This window comes from Orrella marina (genome assembly GCF_003058465.1).
Classification (GTDB): Bacteria; Pseudomonadota; Gammaproteobacteria; order Burkholderiales; family Burkholderiaceae_B; genus Algicoccus; species Algicoccus marinus.
In genome coordinates, this window is the sequence record NZ_CP028901.1 from 417,692 (window position 1) to 437,157 (window position 19,466).

Below are 19,466 nucleotides of genomic sequence, written 5' to 3' on the forward strand. Positions count from 1 at the left end.
TGTTCTGAGGTGTTCAACGCTTGATTGCTCGCCACGCGATGTCCTTTCTGTACTGCGCACCCTCAAACGAGATCCTTTCCAGGGCTGTGTAGGCGCGTTCACGCGCCGCCTGCACAGAGTCACCAAGTGCCGTTACACATAAAACCCGTCCGGAGCTGGTTTGCACGTTGCCGTCCACTAGCGCCGTTCCCGCATGAAATACCACCATTTCGTCGCGTGCGTCCATGACCTCACGTAGCCCGTGAATCACGTCACCAGTGCGTACTTTGCCTGGATAACCCGCACTGGCCATCACTACGCCGAGTGCCGTGCGCGGATCCCATTGCAGTGAGATCTGGTCGAGCGTGCCAGCCACCGCCGCTTGCACGGCATCAAGAAGGTCGCTTTGCAGGCGCATCATGATGGGTTGCGTTTCGGGATCCCCCATTCTGCAGTTGAATTCGAGCACACCGATCGGGCGTGTTTCATCGTCGCCGTCACCAATCATGACGCCGGCATACAGAAAACCCCGGTAGGAGATTCCGTCTGCTGCCATGCCAGCAATCGTGGGTTCGATGACTTCCTTCATGATGCGCTCATGCAGGACCGGGCTGACAACCGGCGCCGGGGAGTAGGCTCCCATTCCACCTGTATTCGGGCCTTGATCCCCGTCGAGCAATCGCTTGTGATCCTGACTGCTGGCCAGGGGCAGGATGTGTTTGCCGTCGGCCATGACAATGAAACTGGCTTCCTCTCCGGTCAGGCATGCTTCGATGACCACGCGCGCACCGGCCTGGCCAAGTGAACTGTCACCCAGCATCGCCTGAACAGCATCATGGGCTTCCTGAACCGTGGTGGCCACGACCACACCTTTGCCCGCAGCCAGTCCGTCGGCCTTGATGACAATCGGTGCGCCTTGCTCATCAATGTACGCATGCGCCTTGACCGGATCGGTGAAGGTTTCGTAGGCCGCAGTCGGGATGCCATGGCGCAGCATGAACTGCTTCGCAAAATCCTTGGAGCTTTCCAGTTGAGCTGCTGCCCGCGTTGGCCCGAAGATGGGCAGTCCGGCGGCTTCGAATGCATCGACCACACCCGCAGCGAGCGGGGCCTCTGGGCCAACCACGGTCAGTCCCACGTTCTCGCGGCGAGCCAGTTCAACCAGTTCCTGCGGTGTGTGGGCATCAACGTTGGTTACGTTGTCCATGGTGGCTGTCCCGCCATTGCCAGGGGCAACCAGAACATGGGAAACGCGGGGAGACTTTAGCAAGCGCCAGGTGAGCGCGTGCTCGCGGCCTCCCGAACCGATGACAAGCAGTTTCATAAACTAAAGTTATTCCTCGTTGGGCATGACTGCATTGGTGTATACCTCTTGAACATCATCAAGAGACTCAAGTGCATCCAGCAGTTTCTGCATTTTGATCGCGTCATCGCCCTCAAGCGTGACTTCGTTTTCTGGCTTCATGATGACATCGGCCATCTCGGGCGTCAGATCATTGGCTTCGAATGCCTGCTTGACCGCAGTGTAGGCGCCGGGCTCGCAGATGACCTCGACCATGCCTTCATCGTCGGTCACGACATCGTCCGCACCCGATTCAAGCGCCACTTCCATCACAGCGTCTTCGGACGTGCCAGGCGCAAAAAAGAACTGGCCGCAGTGTTTGAACATGTACGCCACGCAACCGTCCTGGCCAAGATTGCCGCCATTCTTGGTGAACGCGTGGCGAACATCGGCAACAGTCCGGGTCCGGTTGTCAGTCATGCAGTCGACAATGACCGCCGCACCGCCCACACCGTATCCTTCGTAACGGATCTCGTCGTAGTTGTCACTGTCTGCGCCACCCGCACCGCGCTGGATGGCGCGCTGAATATTATCTTTGGGCATGTTGGCCGCGGTGGCCTTGTCCCAGGCCATGCGCAGCCGCGGGTTTGTTTCAGGATCTGCGCCGCCGGCTCTGGCTGCGACCGTGACCTCACGTATGATCTTGGTCCAGAGTTTGCCGCGTTTGGCGTCCTGGCGTCCCTTGCGATGCTGGATGTTGGCCCACTTGCTATGACCCGCCATATGTGTATTCGTCTGTTTTGATGAAACCCCCATTCTAGCGCGACAAGCCCACTGATTGCTTGGGCCGTTTCGGGTCTTGAAGAATCGAGTCGACTCGAACTTTTCCTGGTCATCGGGTTACGCACCAGTGTTCAATTCGTGCGCCATGCGATATCTTGGCGTTCTGTACAGAAATTACGTCACGATGGCGTCCTGGCCGGGTTTCCGGCAAGTGCAGGTCAACATCAATCTGGAGCACGCATGTCTACACTTACCAAAGCAATCCGCATCGAACAGAACGGTGGACCCGAGGTCCTCACGATGATGGAAATCGAGGTTCCGGCCCCCGCGGACAACGAGATCACCATCAAGCAGCACGCAGCTGGTCTGAACTTTATTGATATCTATTTCAGAACCGGTCTCTACAAGTCTCCTTTGCCGCACGGGCTGGGTTTTGAAGGGGCAGGCGAGGTTGCCGCGGTCGGCAAGAATGTCACGCATCTGAAGGTGGGTGACCGCGTTGCCTACGGCCAGAGCCCGATTGGCGCCTATGCGTACGTGCGTAACGTACCCGCAGCCCAGGTCGTCAAGTTACCAGACGGCATTTCTTACGAGCAGGCTGCTGCCATCATGCTCAAGGGTCTGACTGTTCAGTATCTGTTTCGCCAGACTTACCGCATCAAGGAAGGGGAGACCATTCTCTTTCACGCAGCCGCCGGCGGTGTTGGTCTGATCGCCTGTCAGTGGGCCAAGGCGCTTGGCGTGAAGCTGATCGGTACAGCCTCCAGCCAGGAGAAGATGGATCTCGCACTGGAACACGGTGCCTGGAAAATGATCAACTACTCGACCGAGAATGTGCCTGAGCGGGTGCTGGAGTTGACCGATGGCAAGAAAGTACCAGTTGTTTACGACGGCGTTGGCAAGAGTACCTGGGAAATGTCACTTGACAGCCTCCAGCCGCGTGGTCTGCTGGTCAGTTATGGCAATGCCTCTGGTGCAGTCGAAGGCGTGAATCTTGGCATCCTGGCAGCCAAGGGCTCACTGTACGTGACCCGTCCTACACTCGCCGTGCACGTCAATACTGCCGAGAAGATGCAGGCCGCAGCGGACGAACTGTTTGACCTGGTCGTTCAAGGCAAGATCAAGGTGCGTATTGACCAGCGCTATCGACTGGAAGAAGCTGCGCAGGCTCAGGAAGCTCTGGCCGCCAGAAAGACCACAGGTGCTTCTGTGTTTGTGCTGGACTGATTGCACGACACCGTCAGATCCGCCCGCGTGCTCGATTGGGCGCGTGGGTGCTGGAGGGCAGGTCATGTCAGATGGCAATCACCATGGCAGCCTGGGCCGCAGAGGATTGCCTTTGCTGCATGATCGCGTCGTCGGACTGGTTCTGATGCGCGGACGGATTTCTGGTTGTGCCTTGACGGGCGAACTGGATCAGGATGGCGTTGCCCGGGAGTGGACGTTTCCCGACACGCAAGACGGTCAGGCAGCGCTGTTATCCTGGATCCAGGCTGATCCACCCGAAATCATTGCAGTTGAAAGCCTGCGAAGTCCTGTTGCGAACGCTGGTCGATCCAGAGAACCGTTTATTGACGAGGCCCTCTGCAAGGCCCTTCGGAACGTCTTTTTGATGAGAGGCGAGCGCATCGCATCAACGGATCCTGTGCAAAGCAGGGTGAGCGAGGTTCTTCTTGTCGATACGCACTACTTCAAACGCGTGCCGGCCCGACCAGCGGATGTCAGTGATGCCAGGTGGCTGGCCTGGCTGGTCGGGCACGGTCTGTATCGCACGCTGGAGAAATCCATGGCAAGGTGAAGACCGCAGAGTGGCACGACACGGCAGGCCCCTGATGCGCTCTGTCGTGCAGCCTCACCCGGTGCTCGCCCTGTTACATCAGAGTGAGTTCACTTCGCCTGATCAGCTTCGAGGTGGTAGCGTGTAACGCGCTCGACTTCTTCCTTTGACCCCATGACGACACTGACGCGTTCGTGAAGTCCCTGTGGCTGAATGTCCATGATGCGCGTGCGACCGTTGGTGGACATGCCGCCCGCCTGTTCGACCAGAAATGACATGGGGTTGGCCTCATACATCAGGCGCAGTTTGCCCGGCTTGTTCGGGTCTCTGGCATCCCAGGGGTACATGAATACACCCCCGCGAATAATCAGACGATGAACGTCAGCCACCATCGAGGCAATCCAGCGCATGTTGAAGTTCTTGCCACGAGGACCTTCCGTGCCAGCCAGGCACTCGTCGATGTAACGGTTGACGGGCTTCTCCCAGTGACGGGTATTCGACATGTTGATGGCAAACTCGCTGGTTTGCTCAGGGATGGTCAAGTCCTCGTGCGTGAGCACCCATGAGCCCATCTCCCGATCGAGCGTGAAGCCCACCACACCCTCGCCAACCGTGAGGACCAGCATAGTCTGCGGGCCATAGATTGCGTAGCCTGCTGCGACCTGGGTATGTCCTGGCTGCATGAAGTCGGCCTCGCAGATGTCGCGGCCAGAGGCATCGGCTGGTGCCTTGATTACAGAAAAAATGGTGCCGATCGACACGTTGACGTCAATGTTCGAGGAGCCATCGAGCGGATCGAACAGCAGCAGATATTCGCCTTTGGGGTAGCGATTGGGAATCAGGTAGATCGCCTCCATCTCTTCTGATGCCATGGCAGCCAGGTGGCCACCCCACTCGTTGGCTTCAAGGAGATACTCATTGGAGATCACATCGAGCTTTTTCTGGACTTCGCCCTGAATATTCTCGGTCCCGAGACTGCCCAGTACACCACCAAGCGCACCTTTGCTGACATGGTGGCTGATGGTCTTGCAGGCACGTGAAACAATTTCGATCAGCAGGCGAAGCTCTGGCGGCAAGGCTTTGTCAGTACGTTGTTTCTCGACGAGGTACTGGGTGAGGGAAGTTCTTTTCTTGTTCATCGTGGGGTCACTCGTTTAAAGCTTGTTGGTTCAACAGGAAACCGCATTCATCAGGTGATCAGGCCCGGGGATATCCTCCCCAAGCCTGAAAAGGCCGGCATGGTCGTCAGAGCGCAAGTGCCTTGCCCACCACCTCACGCGTGTTTGGTGACAGATCGGACTGGTCCGCAACTGACTGTAGTGCAGCCTGCATCATATCTTGCGTAACCGGACGGTGGTGACGCCAGTGGTCCAATACCCGTGCCAGACGCGCAGCAACTTCCGGGTTGCTGCGGTCCAGATCGATGACTTGCTCGGCCCAGAACTGGTAGCCGCTGCCGTCTGCAGCGTGGAATCCGAGCGGATTGTTAGCGCAGAACTGGAACAGCAAAGCCCGGACGCGATTCGGGTTGCGTCGGTTGAAGGCAGGGTGCTGCATGAGCGAACGGGCTTTGGCTACATCTGTCGTCGGTGCGCTCGCCTGCAGGGCAAACCATTTGTCAATGACGAGTGCATTGTCCTGAAAACGTGTGTAGAAAGATTCGCTCGCATCGAGCACGGCAGAATCATGCTCTGGGTGACGGAAAAGAGCCAGTAAAGCACCAAGTCTGGCGGTCATGTTGCCAGCCCTGTCATATTGTGCCAACGCAAGCGCCTTACCCTGGGTGCTGCCCATTTGGCAAAGCCAGTCCAGTGCCAGATTAACCAGCGCCCTGCGACCCGCAGCCAGTGCCGAGGGGTCAAACACGTCCTTACTATCATCACCATCAGCCTGCGCCTCAGTGACGATCTGCACCAGCGCTGTTTCGAGGGGGCGCGCCAGAATCTGGACGAGTCTGTTCTTTGCCTGTGCAACGGCCAGAGGATCCATCTGATCCATCTGGTGCAGCAAATACTTGTCACTTGGCATCTCAAGCAGTCGGGTACGGTAAGCATCGTCCAGTGTGGTGTCCTGCAGGATCAGCGAGAACGTATCCGATAGTGTATGGATACTGGTTGTCAGACTCTCGGGGAGATCAGTCCGGGCCTGCCCGTCGTCCGCCAGTTCTGCAAGTTTCAGTACTGCGTTGCTCAAGAGTATCTGGGTCGCTTCCCAGCGCGCAAAGGCGTTCGGATCGTGTCGCGCCAGCCGATGCAGCGCCTCCTGTGGCTGCGAGATCTCAAGCCGGACAGGTGCCGAAAAATCCCTGAGGAAGGACCCGGCTGCGTCCTGCGTCCAGCCGTTGATCAGCCAGCTTTGGGACTGCCTGGTCAGTTCCAGCAAAAGGGTCTGCCCATGTTGCTCATCGCACTGGAGTGTGAGCGACTCACCTTGCTGGTTGATTGCACCGAGCAGAACAGGAATGTGAAATGGCTGCTTCTCGATATTTGCGTTGCGCTCCACGCCAACTGGCGGACACTGCTGAGAAAGTGTCAGTCGAATCTGGTCGTGTTCGGAGGTCCTCTCGGTCGTCACTTTGACGCTCGGCGTACCTGCTTGCGAGTACCAGCGTGCAAACACGGTCAGGTCACGTTCCGGGTGACGGGTCTGCCATGCATGCTGCATGGCATCCACAAAGTCGTCGCAGGTCACCGCCTGGCCATCGTGGCGTCTGAAATACTCTTTCATCCCCAGCTGAAAGATCTCCTCTCCCAGCAGTGTATGCATCATGCGGATGACTTCCGCGCCTTTCTCGTAGACTGTGGCGGTATAGAAATTGCTGATCTCTTCGTAGCTTTGCGGGCGGATCGGGTGTGCCATCGGGCCGGCATCTTCCGGGAACTGCGCCGCACGCAGCATCGCCACATCATCAATGCGCTTGACTGAGCGGGCACTCGCTGCGCGGGCCGGGTCAAGCCCCTCAGCCTTCATGTCGGCTGTGAACTCCTGGTCCCGAAATACAGTCAATCCCTCCTTGAGGCTGAGCTGGAACCAGTCCCGGCAGGTGACCCGGTTGCCAGTCCAGTTGTGGAAGTACTCGTGGCCGATGACTGCTTCAATCCCCTCAAAATTAGAGTCAGTTGCGGTTTCCGGGTCAGCAAGTACATATGCTGCGTTGAAGACGTTCAGACCTTTGTTTTCCATGGCGCCCATGTTGAAGTCGGCTGCAACCACAATCATGAATCTGTCCAGATCAAGTTCCAGATCGAATCGGGATTCGTCCCAGCGCAGTGCCCTGATGAGGCTCTCCATGGCCCACAGCGTTCGGTCAAACGTCCCTGGGTCGCTGTAGATTTGCAACAACACCTCTCGCCCACTGCGGGTGCGCACAGTTTGTTCGCGGCAGTCAAACTGTCCGGCTACCAGGGCGAACAGATAACTGGGTTTGAGAAACGGATCTTCCCAGACGCAGGACTGACGCCCGTCGGGCAACTGCTCAGCGTGAATCCGGTTGCCATTGGACAGCAGAATGGGATACACATCGGGATCTGCTCTCAAGGTGACCTGGAACCGTGACATGACATCTGGCCGGTCGGCAAACCAGCTGATGCGCCTGAAACCCTCCGGTTCACACTGGGTAAAGAGACTCTTCCCCGATACGTAAAGCCCCATCAGGGCATCATTGGACGACGGATTGCAGGAACTGTCGATCTCCAGTGTGCACGCCCGCGGCAAGCTTCGAATAATGAGCTTGCCCAGATCTTTGTCGAGTTCGTAGTGGTCCCAGCTCTGCCCGTCGATCCGCAGGCCTCTCAGGTCAATCGCTTCTCCATCAAGTATCAGCGCCTCGCCTGTCATCGTGTCGGCCTTGGCCTTGACGTCAATCTTCGTATGCACCAGCGTGCACTTCGGATCGAGATCGAATTCGAGATGAATGGCAGGAAGCTCGTAAGGGTAGGGGGTGTAATCAGTTCGTTGAATTGTCATGCGCAGATCTGCCCAGGGGCCCGGTTAAATGCGTTTCAGGAATCCTTCCATATGGGCCTCATTGTATGACCGACATTCAAGCCTTGCTTGATTCAAGGTCGATTGGAGGCCGGGTTGGGCGTGGTTGTGTTGTTCTGCGAACGGAGGTGAGCGCATCCGATCAGCCTGGCTGAGTCGTATGGCGGGCTGTCTCCGCCCTTTGAAAGGCTAGCCCGGATTGGCGCACCACATCGGGTATCGCTATGAAGCGAGGCGGGCGTCATGCTTTCAAGGTTGACTGGAGTTTGCAATTAAAGACTGATCCGCCCCGGATTTTTCGCTTTGGGTCATTGCCTGCGACACGAGTTCTGATGCAGTAGCAACCCGGGATTGCGCCTCATGCTCATCCAGCATGCGCAGAACGCGCTCGCGGATCATTGCATCGTGCAGTTCGGTTTGACGCACCTCGTCGCGTAGTGACTTTAACAATGACGCGGCCATGAACACCATCAGCACCATGAACGGAAATGCGGCGACAATTGAAATGGTTTGCAAGGCTTGAAGCCCACCTGTCAGCAACAAAACGCCTGCTACCCCAGCCTGGATTCCACCCCAGACAAAGCGCAAAGTACGACTGGGTACCAAAGCCCCTTTTGCGGTAAACATGCCCAGCACAAAGGTGGCGGAGTTGGCGGACGTGATTACAAACAGCCCGATTAAAATCAGAAAAAGAATGCTGCTAACGTTATAGGCTGGCAATAGCTCCAGCATGCCAAACAAGCCAGCGCTCACTTCTACGTCTACGAGTTGCGCCAGATGGGCGTTCTCAAACATTTCAAAATACAGTGCTGATCCGCCAAACGTGGCAAACCAGACAGCGCTCAGCAAGACAGGTACGCCGATGACGCCAAGCAGGAACTGGCGTATTGTGCGTCCACGTGAAATGCGCGCAATGAACGAACCGACGAAGGGCGCCCACGACAACCCCCAGGCCCAGTAGAAAATCGTCCAGCGCTGCACCCAGTCTTCGCCGGTGTAGGGCGACATGACAAAGCTCATGCCAAACATGTTATTGAAATAGTCGCCAATGGCGTTTGTCATGGCTGCTGTAATAAAGTCGGTAGGGCCAGCGAAGAAAACAAAAACGAGCAATACTGCCGCCAGCATAATGTTCAGATCACTGACATAGCGGATACCGCTTTCAAGTGGCGTCAATGAAGCCAGCATGAAAATCAGGCTGACCCCGGCAAGAATCATAAGTTGTGATTCGAAACCAAATGGGAAACCAAAGACTGCCTGAGCCCCGCTATTGAGCTGAATCATGCCCAGGCCCAGAGTCGTGGCGACACCAAACACGGTGGACACCACCGCCAGAATGTTAATGGCGTGTCCCAGGCTGCCGTCAACGCGGTTACCCAGCGTCGAACGAAATCCTTCGCTGATCAGGCCGCCGCGTTGCAGTCGAAAGCGCACGTACGCAATGCTAAGGCCAACCACGGCAAAGTTGGCCCATTGATGGAAACCCCAGTGGAACAGGGAATACTGCATTGCCAGACTGGCTGCCTGTGCAGTGGCGGGCTCTGCCCTGCCCAAAGGCGGCGTGATGAAGTGAGTCATAGGCTCGGCCACACCCCAGAACACCAGACCCACCCCCATACCAGCCGAAAAAATCATGCCCAGCCAGGAGAAATACGAAAACTCGGGTGCCTCACCCTCGACACCAAGGCGGATATCGCCGTATCGACTAAAGGCCACTCCCAGACAAAATACAAGAAAGCCAGTGGTAATGACTAGATACAGCCAGCCGAAATGAGAAGTTGTGAAGTGCAACACGTTGGCAGCGGTGGTGGCGAGCTCTGCAGGGCTCACTGCCCCGTAAAACACAAACCCGCTTAATATCAGCGCTGAAACATAGAAAACCCACCCTGGTCGTTCAGAACTCAAAACTCATCTCCATCGGTTATGCGCTGCCCCTCGCTCACGGTACGTAACTGAGAGCAACTTGATCCCAGGCCCCGGAGGATCCGGTCTGGTTCGAAGGGCAGACTTGCTTTCTTCACTTCACATCTTCTCTCTACCATAGCAACGGGCGAAAGATCTGAACAGAACCCCTCTCTTCTTGTCGGCCGGAGGGATGGGCGCCTGTGATCGTTTCGTTCTGGAAGCAGGCGAGCATTGCGCAGCAATGCTAGAGCGGAACTGCTTGAACGCCGGGAGTGGGCAAATTTTGCAGTTCAGGTTCGCTCATGAAATCGCTATCGCCGAACGAAATGGTGGGCATTCCGGGCATGAGTGCTCGGAGGTCGATTAGTCTCCCGTCCCAGGTAGAACCAGGATGGGCTCAGTCCTAAGGTAATGCTGTTCGCAGACATGAGTGACCAATGGCGAAGGTGCCGTGTGCGTTGATGTTTGGCGTTCGGGAGACGTTTCTCAACCCTCAATGCCAGACGGTCTTCTGCCATGACCTGCGTCTGGCAAGTGGTTGTCTGCTATCAGAAACAGCCCCAGCAGAAACAGCAGAAATCGTGGAGGTTCATTGTGGAAGTGCGTTTCTCCGGAACATTACCCGATCATCATCTTCGCAACAGCGCCTTCCCCCACGAGATCCAGTTGTGATGAATACTGAAGCCATTCGGGCAACATGGCGCGTGCGCCCAGAAGGGCATCAACCGGACTGGTCTCTACTTGAGAGTAAACGGGATCTCGATGGAAGCGTTGTTTATCTGGATACAGCGGGGATGCCAGGGCCCGAGTGCGGTGGGTCCTGCCACCAGAGTTTCCCGCTATGTCGCGCCGATGGAGCCAGATTCTTCACTGTGACTGGAGTGCAGGAGTGGCGTGCTCGTCAAAGAGAAGTACTTGACGATCAAGCAAGGCACTCGATAAGGTCTGTCGCGCTCCGTGCGACCACTAGCGTGCGACCAGCCATGTATGGCTAGCCATATTCCGATTCAGTCAAGCGAAGGACTGGCGTTTGCCGGGTCCTCAGATGCCAGACGTGCTATTGCTGAGGCTCAGAGTGTTCTGATCGGCTGAAGGCTGTGGCTGCTCCTTGGGTTCGATCAGAAACTGATCCCGGCTGACGCCACGGCTTTCTGCTTCTGTGATCCAGCGTGGTGGTTTGCCACGACCAGTCCACTTGTCGTCAGTTTCCGGATTGCGATACTTGGGTGCAACGGGTCCGCGAGGTGCGCCGACTGATTTGCGTGCTGTGCGGGTCTTGGCCGCGACGCGCCCACCTTTGGCGTAGGCTGCAAGCAGCTCCTCCGGGGTGATTTCATACTCTTTCATCGACCGGATGATGTTGTCAATCACTGGCTGACGATTCTTGCTTTCAAGAAGCTCGATCTGTCGCTGCAGCTTCTCCATCTCTTTCTTGATCTTGGCTTTTTTGGCTGCAAAGCTGTTGCGTACCATGAGTGCTTCCCCTTTATGGTTGGAAAAGTTAATTGATTGTGAATAAAAGAAAATTTAAAAAAACGAACGGTAAAAACAATGATCTCTATGCGCAGGCACTGTTTCAGCAATCTGAATTGCCTGGTCAGCCTTTTGATGGGCTCGGATCACTGATCGATTCCTTCAGTCTCCTGAATCTCTTGTGCAGGACTGTTCCCGAAAAGTCCACAAGGCGGATAACAAAAAACGCGACGAACAAGCGGGGTAAAAAGTCAGTTACCAAACAGACGCTCAAAAAAAGGCACAGTCATAATAGAGTGCGACTAAATTTTGGTTAATCCGGTTTGCAAGTTCTTAAGGTGTTCACGCCTGGGGCAAACCACTCCTCATTGGCTGAATATCAAATCAATCTTTATTTTTCAGTCACGGATGCAGGATGAGTAAAAGAGCAATTTATAAAACAGTAGTGCATAAAACAGCATTCTCTAAATTAATCTGGTTCTAATGTGAGCTTTAAAGTCGGTCTGCACGAAGTCATCAAACAGTCTTCTTGTAACACCACCCATCGTTAACATAACGATTTTCTGCGGTGTCGGTATGTAAAGCATGACCAAAGAGTCCTTGCTTTTAAAAGACATCCTTCGAAGAAGAGAGATCTGGAGTTGTCCAGATGGAACACACCATCCTGCCAAATAAAACCATTGGTTCAGTGCAACTAAAATTCATCAGTACCGGCTTTCAGATAGGGAAACCAGCAAAGTTTCCAGCAAATTAACAAACAATGAAACAGCTCAAAAACAGCCAAACAACTTAAAGGGAAACTGAAGGAGTAACCAGGGCAGACTCGTTGAGGGAGAGAATCAAAGGCGCTAGCTCATAAAAGTCGTGATTCACATTCCATGCCTTGAGTCGCCGGCAGCTCGTATCTGTAAGTGTTGATCCGTTTGATGCACAGTCCACGTGAGTCGTACTGTTGAGTCTTGCCTGGCACCATCACGCGCTGAACGACAGTTGCACTTCGAGGCGCCTGTAACCACACGGGTGCGGGCTGTGCAACTGCTGGTTTCCTGACAGACGCTCCGGTTAAGTCGGAAGCGGCTTTCCAGCTGTTTGATCCAGTGAGCAACTGATTTCGACCTGTATCTTGAGAGCTATTATTGATTGCATGGTTCATGTTTTTGCGAATTATAAACATTAATCCATATAAATGCTTGTCACTGGTGAAATTATTATCATGTCCGGACAAATGTAATATCCATTTCTCGATCCGAGGATTAAGTAGAATTTTGCCAGGGGCGGATGATTTCCTAACGTTGCGCGAAAGCATGGCAGGATGCGCGTAACTGAGGGAGAGATTCCCGGGATTGTCTTACCTTGCCTGAAAGTGAGTCGTGTCACTGTACTTGCGTCTTTTTAGTTGCATAACATCGAGCGAGGTATAGTCAATTCAATCCGGAGGATGTAAGGAGTTGTTGTTAAAAATATTCAAAAGAGCTGTCGAGTTTCAGCGGTCCAGAGGATGACTGGCCAGTCTGGTCAGTTGTCAGCGCGGCGAGGTCCCATAATATCCCTGCGAGTCTCTTTTGATACGCATGCGCTGGTCGCAAACGAGAACTCGATACTACGATCCAGTCCCGTGGTCGGAACAAACAGGAAGCAGTCGGTATGACCATAAACACCAGAATGAGAGCTGCTGCAAGACGGCCAAAGTGCGCCCGGTACATTGAGTCTGCCAAGGTGTTGGTTGCAGTGCCTGGATTTTTCAGAAAGTCCTTTGCAAAGTGTCGAAGTAGAAATCCGGATAGTCCGCAAGGCGGATTCCGGGATGGATTAAGTGCGCGTTGCAGCAGTTGACCAACTGTGAGCGCAAGCCCCAGACTTTAGTCATTGGGTGGTTCAGGGTTTCTTTGTTGCAACGGCGCCCAACCTTGACGAAAGGGGCGTATTTCACGATTGAACGACCAGTCCGGACGTACTATCAGATAACCGCAAGCAAAAGCCTGCGAAACGGCAAAGGAGGGGCAACGGCCTCGTTAGCGATGTACGCGTTACATCTGGTGTGTCGTGAGACAAGTTCTCTCGGGTGAGCTCACAGCCTTATCGTTCGACTCAGCAGCGATTCAATCCGGCTTCGCATCTTTTGCGGTAAAGGTGGCTGGGCAAACCCGGTTGTTTGGAAAACTCTTTTGTAGGCAGGAGAAGTCATGGAAATGTTGCACCGGGCCGATCAGTCCGCAGTCATTCTCGTTGATTTACAGGCCAGGCTGATGCCGAGTATCCATGAGGGTGAGCGGATCGTGACGCAGGCCGTGCGTCTTGCCCGGATCGCCCGCGTACTCGGCGTGCCTGTTGTCGCAACGGAACAGAACCCGCAAGGATTAGGTCACAGTGACCCGCGTATTCAGGCCGAGTGTGACCGGGTCATGAGCAAGTCCCACTTCAATGCATGCGAGGAGGGATTGACCGAGATGCTGCCGGCAACCTCTCGGCACGCGATCGTGGCAGGTTGTGAGGCACACGTCTGTGTCTTGCAGACCTGCATGGGTTTGCTGGAACGCGATTTTCGGGTCACACTGGTGATCGATGCAATTGGATCACGGGCCGATCTCAGCCGACTTGCGGCAATTGAACGACTGGGTATGCTCCAACACGAAGGCCTGGTGCTCGCATCGGTTGAAATGGTGGCGTTTGAGTGGCTTCGAACATGCAGGCATCCGAAGTTCCGTGAAGCGCTGGCGCTGATCAAGTAGGAGTGCTCATATGAACACTCGCACGAGTACCAATAATGACTCAAGTGGCACCCAGGACCAGGTCGAAACAGGCGCGACTGGACAGGTGATTGTTGCAGCGATCCAGATGGTTTCGGGTCCCTGCGTTCAGGACAACCTGGAGCAGGCGCGGACGCTGGTAGAACAGGCGGTGCACCAAGGTGCGCAGATGGTGGCTTTGCCAGAGTACTTCTGCCTGCTTGGTCCGGACGAGACAGCGAAGGTCAAGGTGGCCGAGCCTGAAGGGCAGGGACCAATCCAGTTCTTCATGTCAGATCTGGCCAGGCGGCTTGGTGTCTGGGTTTGTGCAGGGACCCTGCCATTGCAAAGCCCGGATCCCGCCAAGGTCTACAACACCAGTCTGATGTTTGCGCCTGACGGCGCGAGCGTTGCCCGTTACGACAAGATCCATCTTTTTCGGTATACGTCCGATACGGAACAGTTCGATGAAGGCAGAACGATCCTGGCAGGCACACAGTCCGTTGTGGCAACGTGCCGGTTCGGAGTAGCTGATAGGGAGCGGATCGGGACGCCTGATGTCGAGTCAGCCAGTGGCACTACGATTCGCGTCGGTATGTCGGTCTGCTATGACCTGCGGTTTCCGGAAATGTATCGAAAGATGGGGGAGGTGGACTTGATTCTTGTACCGTCTGCCTTCACATATACGACAGGACATGCGCACTGGGAAACGCTGCTTAAGGCGAGGGCCATTGAAAACCAGTGCTACGTGCTGGCACCCGCACAGGGTGGCACCCATCCACATGGACGTCGCACGTGGGGTCATTCGATGCTGATCGACCCATGGGGTGAGATCATTGGAGAACTGCCACAGGGGCCCGGTGTGATCATGGGACAATTGAGCCTTGAGCGACTGCGAGCAGTCCGTCAGTCCTTGCCAGCGCTATGCAACCGGGTGTTCCAGATCTGAGCCCCTGCGTACGCCATCCAACGAACGCAATGCTGTGAATGCAATCTTTTTGATGCGAGTGAATATTAGATGAGTCTTGTCATGACCGACCCAATGCAGTGTGCCGATTCTCTGTTGATGCAGCCCTGGGGGCTGACCCAGAGCAATCTGGACCATGCCATGGGTGAAATCTTTCGTCATCAGGTCGACTACGCGGACCTGTATTTTCAGTACACGCGCAGCGAAGGCTGGAGTCTTGAGGAAGGGATCGTCAAGACCGGCAGCTTTTCGATCAGCCAGGGTGTCGGTGTCCGGGCAATCTCCGGCGAAAAAACCGCCTTTGCCTTTTCCGATGCCTTGTCAGCCGATGCCCTGATGCAAAGTGCGCACGCCGTGCGAGAGATTGCCCGCTCGGGTCAGTCCAGGCGTGCCACCATCGGTTCAGACATCCTGGTGCCGAGCTCACGTTTGTATGAGGGTATTGATCCGCTTATGTCTTTGCCTGCAGAGCAGAAAGTCAAGTTGCTCGAGCGGGTAGAGCGCATGGCTCGCGCCCGGGATCCGCATGTGGTCCAGGTCATGGCAAGCCTTGGGATGGAGTATGACGTGATGATGGTGGTGGCGAGTAATGGCCGCCAGGCGGCTGATATCCGTCCACTGGTCAGGATGTCGCTGACCGTCATCGCGGAGAAGGGCGGCCGGCGCGAAATGGGACACGGCGGTGGCGGTGGACGCCATGATCTGGCGTACTTTACGGATGATGTGCTGGCGCAGTACGTCGAGCGAGCAGTCCACGAAGCACTGGTCAATCTGGACGCCAGACCTGCGCCAGCTGGTGAAATGACGGTCGTGCTCGGTTCGGGCTGGCCGGGCATCCTGTTGCACGAAGCGGTTGGACATGGCCTTGAAGGTGACTTCAACCGCAAGGGCTCCAGCACCTTTGCCGGTCGCGTTGGCGACAGGGTCGCATCAAAAGGCGTGACCGTGGTGGACGATGGCACCCTGGAGGGGCGCCGTGGCTCGCTGAACGTGGACGATGAAGGCAACCCCTCCCAGCACAATGTGCTGATCGAGGACGGCATTCTGAAGGGATACCTGCAGGACAACATGAACGCGCGTTTGATGGGTGTTGGCGTGACGGGTAACGGACGTCGCGAGTCTTATGCCCATCTGCCCATGCCACGGATGACCAACACTTACATGCTGGCGGGCTCGCACGATCCGCAGGAGATCATCGGCTCGGTCAAACGTGGTCTGTATGCGGTCAACTTCGGCGGCGGACAGGTCGACATCACCAGCGGCAAGTTCGTGTTTTCTGCTTCAGAAGCCTACATGATCGAGAATGGCAAGGTGACGTACCCGGTCAAGGGCGCAACGCTGATCGGTAGCGGCCCTGAGGCGATGCAACGGGTGTCCATGATTGGTCACGACATGCAACTCGATAGCGGGGTGGGTACCTGCGGCAAGGAAGGCCAGAGTGTTCCGGTGGGTGTCGGCATGCCGACCATCCGTATGGACGGGCTGACGGTCGGCGGCACAGCTTGAGCAGCTGTGAGCGCAAGCCCCTGACTTTAGCCATGGGGTGGTTCAGCTTGATCTCGTTGTTTTACAGGCGGTTTTTGAGTTTCATGAGGACGAAAAACGCATTTTCCTGGCCTGCAGAATGCCGCTCCTGTTGTAATAATCTGACAGTTTTTTCGTGAGTTGTCGTATTCGGAAAGATTTTTTGTGTTAGATTCGTTGTCATGAAAAACGCAGCCACATTCTTCTGGTTTTACTTTTATGGCTTTCCTACCAAACTGGCGGAAGGACGGATGCGTAGTGCCCAATGAAACAAGAGAATCCAAAAACCGCCAGCCTGAGCTGGCGGTTTTTTTTTAACCTGCTGCAACTGAAGTCACTGTGTTGCGACCGAGTTGCAAGTTTCCCGACACCATCTTCCTGTGAACATCAGACCGATCGAACAGGCCCTGTTTTCAGTATCACAATGAATCGAACGATCCCAGACTGACTTGACCGAGGAGTAAGAAGTGCCACACAACACCGATGACATTCGTATTCGAGAAATCAAAGAGCTTTCGCCTCCGGCGCATGCGATGCGCGAGTTCCCCTGCACCGAGTTCGTGAGCGAGCTGGTTCACGATGCCCGCGGGGCCCTGCATCGCATCCTGCACGGCATGGATGACCGGGTTGCAGTCGTGATCGGCCCATGTTCGATCCACGATCCCGAGGCCGCACTGGAGTACGCCGACAAGCTCAAGGTTGTGCGCGAAAGACTCAAGGACGACCTCGAGATCATCATGCGGGTGTACTTCGAGAAGCCTCGTACGACGGTTGGATGGAAGGGCCTGATCAACGATCCCGATCTGGATGGTAGTTTCCAGATCAACAAAGGTCTGCGTCTGGCCCGCCAGTTGCTGCTGGAGATCAACGCGAAAGGCCTGCCGGCTGGATGCGAGTTCCTGGACATGATCACCCCTCAGTACATTGCGGATCTGGTGTCATGGGGCGCTATTGGTGCCCGAACGACAGAAAGTCAGGTGCATCGCGAGCTGGCCTCGGGGCTGTCCTGCCCGGTGGGCTTCAAGAACGGTACGGACGGTAGCGTACGCATCGCAGTCGATGCCATCAAGGCGGCTTCGCAACCGCATCACTTTCTCTCGGTCACCAAGGGTGGGCACTCTGCCATCGTATCGACTGGCGGCAACGAAGATTGTCATGCCATCCTGCGTGGTGGCAAGGCACCGAACTACGATGCCGCCAGTGTTCAGGCGGCCTGCGAGGATCTGGCCAAAGCCGGACTGGCTCAGCGTCTGATGATTGACGCCAGCCACGCCAACAGCAGCAAGAAGCCCGAGAATCAACCAGCTGTCTGCCAGGACATCGGTCAGCAGATCGCTGCAGGCGATACGCGTATCGTTGGTGTAATGGTGGAAAGCCACCTTGTTGCCGGTCGTCAGGACCTGGTGACGGGGCAGCCACTGACTTACGGCCAGAGCATCACCGACGGCTGCATCGACTGGGAAGCCTCCGAGGCGGTGCTGGATAATCTTGCCCAGGCCGTACGCGAGCGCAGACGCGTTGTCGCCACATCCGGAAAGTGAGGTCGCAATGAGTCAGGTATCCGTTCATGAGGCCAGTGTCTTGCGCAAGCCCTTGCCAGAGGCTCTGGTCGAACAGTTGCGCAGTCACTTCGGGGACCGGTTTTCGACGGCGCAGGCGGTGCGTGAGCATCACGGGCGTGATGAATCACCCTTTCCCGAGATGCTGCCAGACGCAGTCGTTTTTGCCACCTCCACCGATGATGTGGTGCGTGTGGTCAAGGCATGCGATGCCTTCGAAGTGCCGCTGATCCCCTACGGGGCGGGCTCGTCCCTGGAGGGGCACACGCTGGCTTTGCACGGTGGTATTTCACTTGATGTCAGTGGTATGAACCGGATCCTGTCACTCAATACAGAAGATCTGACTGTGACTGTTGAACCGGGAATGACCCGCAAGCAGCTGAATGAGCAACTGCGGGACACGGGGTTGTTTTTTCCGATCGACCCAGGGGCAGACGCATCGCTCGGTGGCATGGCGAGTACCCGCGCATCCGGCACCAATGCCGTGCGTTATGGCACCATGCGCGAGAACGTTCTGAGTCTCGAAGTTGTGACCGCACAAGGCAAGGTGGTACGCACTGCCAGGCGGGCGCGCAAGTCTTCGGCCGGATATGATCTGACTCGCATCTTTGTCGGTAGCGAAGGAACGCTTGGCGTCATCACGCAGGTGACAGTGCGGCTTTACCCGCAACCCGAGGCCATCAGTGCCGCGGTATGTCAGTTTCCAACCGTGCACGATGCGGTTGCATGCGTCATTCAGACCATACAGCTTGGTGTGCCAGTGGCACGGGTGGAGCTGATGGATGCTGCTGCTGTGAAAGCCTGCAATCTCTACAGCAAGCTTGATCTCAGAGAAACACCACTATTGCTGTTTGAGTTCCACGGGACAGAGGCAGGCGTCAAGGAGCAGGCGCAGACTGTTCAGGAAATCGCACGCGATCACAACGGACTGGATTTCGAATGGGCTGACCGGCCAGAAGACCGGACCCGACTGTGGACCGCCCGGCATAACGCGTATTTTGCGGGCTTGCAACTCAAACCGGGTTGCAGGGCGAGCACCACGGATGTGTGTGTGCCGATTTCCAGACTGGCTGACTGCCTGGACCAGACCACGGCATTACTGGAGAGCGCGCCGTTTCCAACCACGATTGTCGGGCACGTTGGTGATGGAAACTTCCACGTGCTGATGCTGCTCGACCCCGATGATGCGGCGCAATGGGAAGCGTCTGAAACGATCAACGAAAGAATCGTTTCGATTGCCCTGGACGCGGACGGCACCTGCACGGGAGAGCATGGCATTGGTCTGCATAAACTCGGTTTCATGCGAGAGGAGCACGGCCATGATGCGCTCGAGTTGATGTGGGCCCTCAAGCGAGCGTATGACCCCAAGAATATTCTTAATCCAGGCAAGGTTTTGCCGCCGGATTTACCCTAGGTTGGACCGATATATGGGGTTTATCCTGTTCGCGAGAAGCTCTCTTACGGGGTATGGTTCAGAATGGAATTGTTCCACAGTAATTTTTAGTGT

General features: G+C 55.8%; 13 protein-coding genes. 7 read left to right on the forward strand and 6 right to left on the reverse strand.

The window, feature by feature from the left end; translation table 11 throughout:
• Positions 1-13 precede the first annotated feature (13 nt).
• On the reverse strand, positions 14-1,303 hold the full coding sequence (gene purD / locus DBV39_RS01820; protein WP_108620096.1) for a phosphoribosylamine--glycine ligase: 1,290 nt from the start codon (positions 1,301-1,303) through the stop codon (positions 14-16).
• Positions 1,304-1,312: 9 nt separating this feature from the next.
• Positions 1,313-2,044: a YebC/PmpR family DNA-binding transcriptional regulator gene (locus DBV39_RS01825; RefSeq protein ID WP_108620097.1), complete on the reverse strand. Its 732-nt coding sequence runs from the start codon at positions 2,042-2,044 to the stop codon at positions 1,313-1,315.
• A gap of 240 nt (positions 2,045-2,284) precedes the next feature.
• On the opposite strand from DBV39_RS01825, the gene DBV39_RS01830 reads away from it, so the two are divergent.
• Together DBV39_RS01830 and DBV39_RS01835 are read left to right on the forward strand one after the other, a co-directional pair.
• Positions 2,285-3,271 (forward strand): quinone oxidoreductase family protein, encoded by a 987-nt coding sequence (locus DBV39_RS01830; RefSeq protein WP_108620098.1) that lies wholly within the window; start codon positions 2,285-2,287, stop codon positions 3,269-3,271.
• A gap of 64 nt (positions 3,272-3,335) precedes the next feature.
• Positions 3,336-3,842 (forward strand): hypothetical protein, encoded by a 507-nt coding sequence (locus DBV39_RS01835; protein ID WP_108620099.1) that lies wholly within the window; start codon positions 3,336-3,338, stop codon positions 3,840-3,842.
• 89 nt (positions 3,843-3,931) lie between these two features.
• On the opposite strand, the gene DBV39_RS01840 is transcribed toward DBV39_RS01835, so the two are convergent.
• The 4 genes from DBV39_RS01840 to DBV39_RS01855 form a co-directional block, all read right to left on the reverse strand.
• Positions 3,932-4,960, reverse strand: a complete 1,029-nt coding sequence (locus DBV39_RS01840) for a class 1 fructose-bisphosphatase (protein ID WP_108620100.1) — start codon at positions 4,958-4,960, stop codon at positions 3,932-3,934.
• A 106-nt stretch (positions 4,961-5,066) separates the two neighbouring features.
• Complete coding sequence (gene pepN / locus DBV39_RS01845; protein WP_108620101.1) at positions 5,067-7,787, reverse strand: aminopeptidase N; 2,721 nt, start codon at positions 7,785-7,787, stop codon at positions 5,067-5,069.
• 267 nt (positions 7,788-8,054) lie between these two features.
• On the reverse strand, positions 8,055-9,710 hold the full coding sequence (locus DBV39_RS01850) for a BCCT family transporter (RefSeq protein WP_108620102.1): 1,656 nt from the start codon (positions 9,708-9,710) through the stop codon (positions 8,055-8,057).
• A 1,041-nt stretch (positions 9,711-10,751) separates the two neighbouring features.
• Positions 10,752-11,183, reverse strand: coding sequence for an H-NS histone family protein (locus DBV39_RS01855; protein ID WP_108620103.1), 432 nt, complete (start codon positions 11,181-11,183; stop codon positions 10,752-10,754).
• Between the two features lie 2,183 nt (positions 11,184-13,366).
• Here DBV39_RS01855 and DBV39_RS01865 point away from each other — a divergent pair.
• The 5 genes from DBV39_RS01865 to DBV39_RS01885 all read left to right on the forward strand — a co-directional run bounded on the left by DBV39_RS01865 (position 13,367) and on the right by DBV39_RS01885 (position 19,373).
• Positions 13,367-13,912 (forward strand): isochorismatase family protein, encoded by a 546-nt coding sequence (locus tag DBV39_RS01865; RefSeq protein WP_227870766.1) that lies wholly within the window; start codon positions 13,367-13,369, stop codon positions 13,910-13,912.
• 106 nt (positions 13,913-14,018) lie between these two features.
• A complete protein-coding gene (locus DBV39_RS01870; protein WP_227870883.1) occupies positions 14,019-14,858 on the forward strand; it encodes a carbon-nitrogen hydrolase family protein in 840 nt (279 codons plus the stop codon).
• 81 nt (positions 14,859-14,939) lie between these two features.
• Positions 14,940-16,382, forward strand: a complete 1,443-nt coding sequence (gene tldD / locus DBV39_RS01875; RefSeq protein ID WP_227870767.1) for a metalloprotease TldD — start codon at positions 14,940-14,942, stop codon at positions 16,380-16,382.
• A gap of 485 nt (positions 16,383-16,867) precedes the next feature.
• Complete coding sequence (gene aroG / locus DBV39_RS01880) at positions 16,868-17,941, forward strand: 3-deoxy-7-phosphoheptulonate synthase AroG (protein ID WP_108620107.1); 1,074 nt, start codon at positions 16,868-16,870, stop codon at positions 17,939-17,941.
• 7 nt (positions 17,942-17,948) lie between these two features.
• Positions 17,949-19,373, forward strand: coding sequence for an FAD-binding oxidoreductase (locus DBV39_RS01885; protein WP_108620108.1), 1,425 nt, complete (start codon positions 17,949-17,951; stop codon positions 19,371-19,373).
• Positions 19,374-19,466 lie beyond the last annotated feature (93 nt).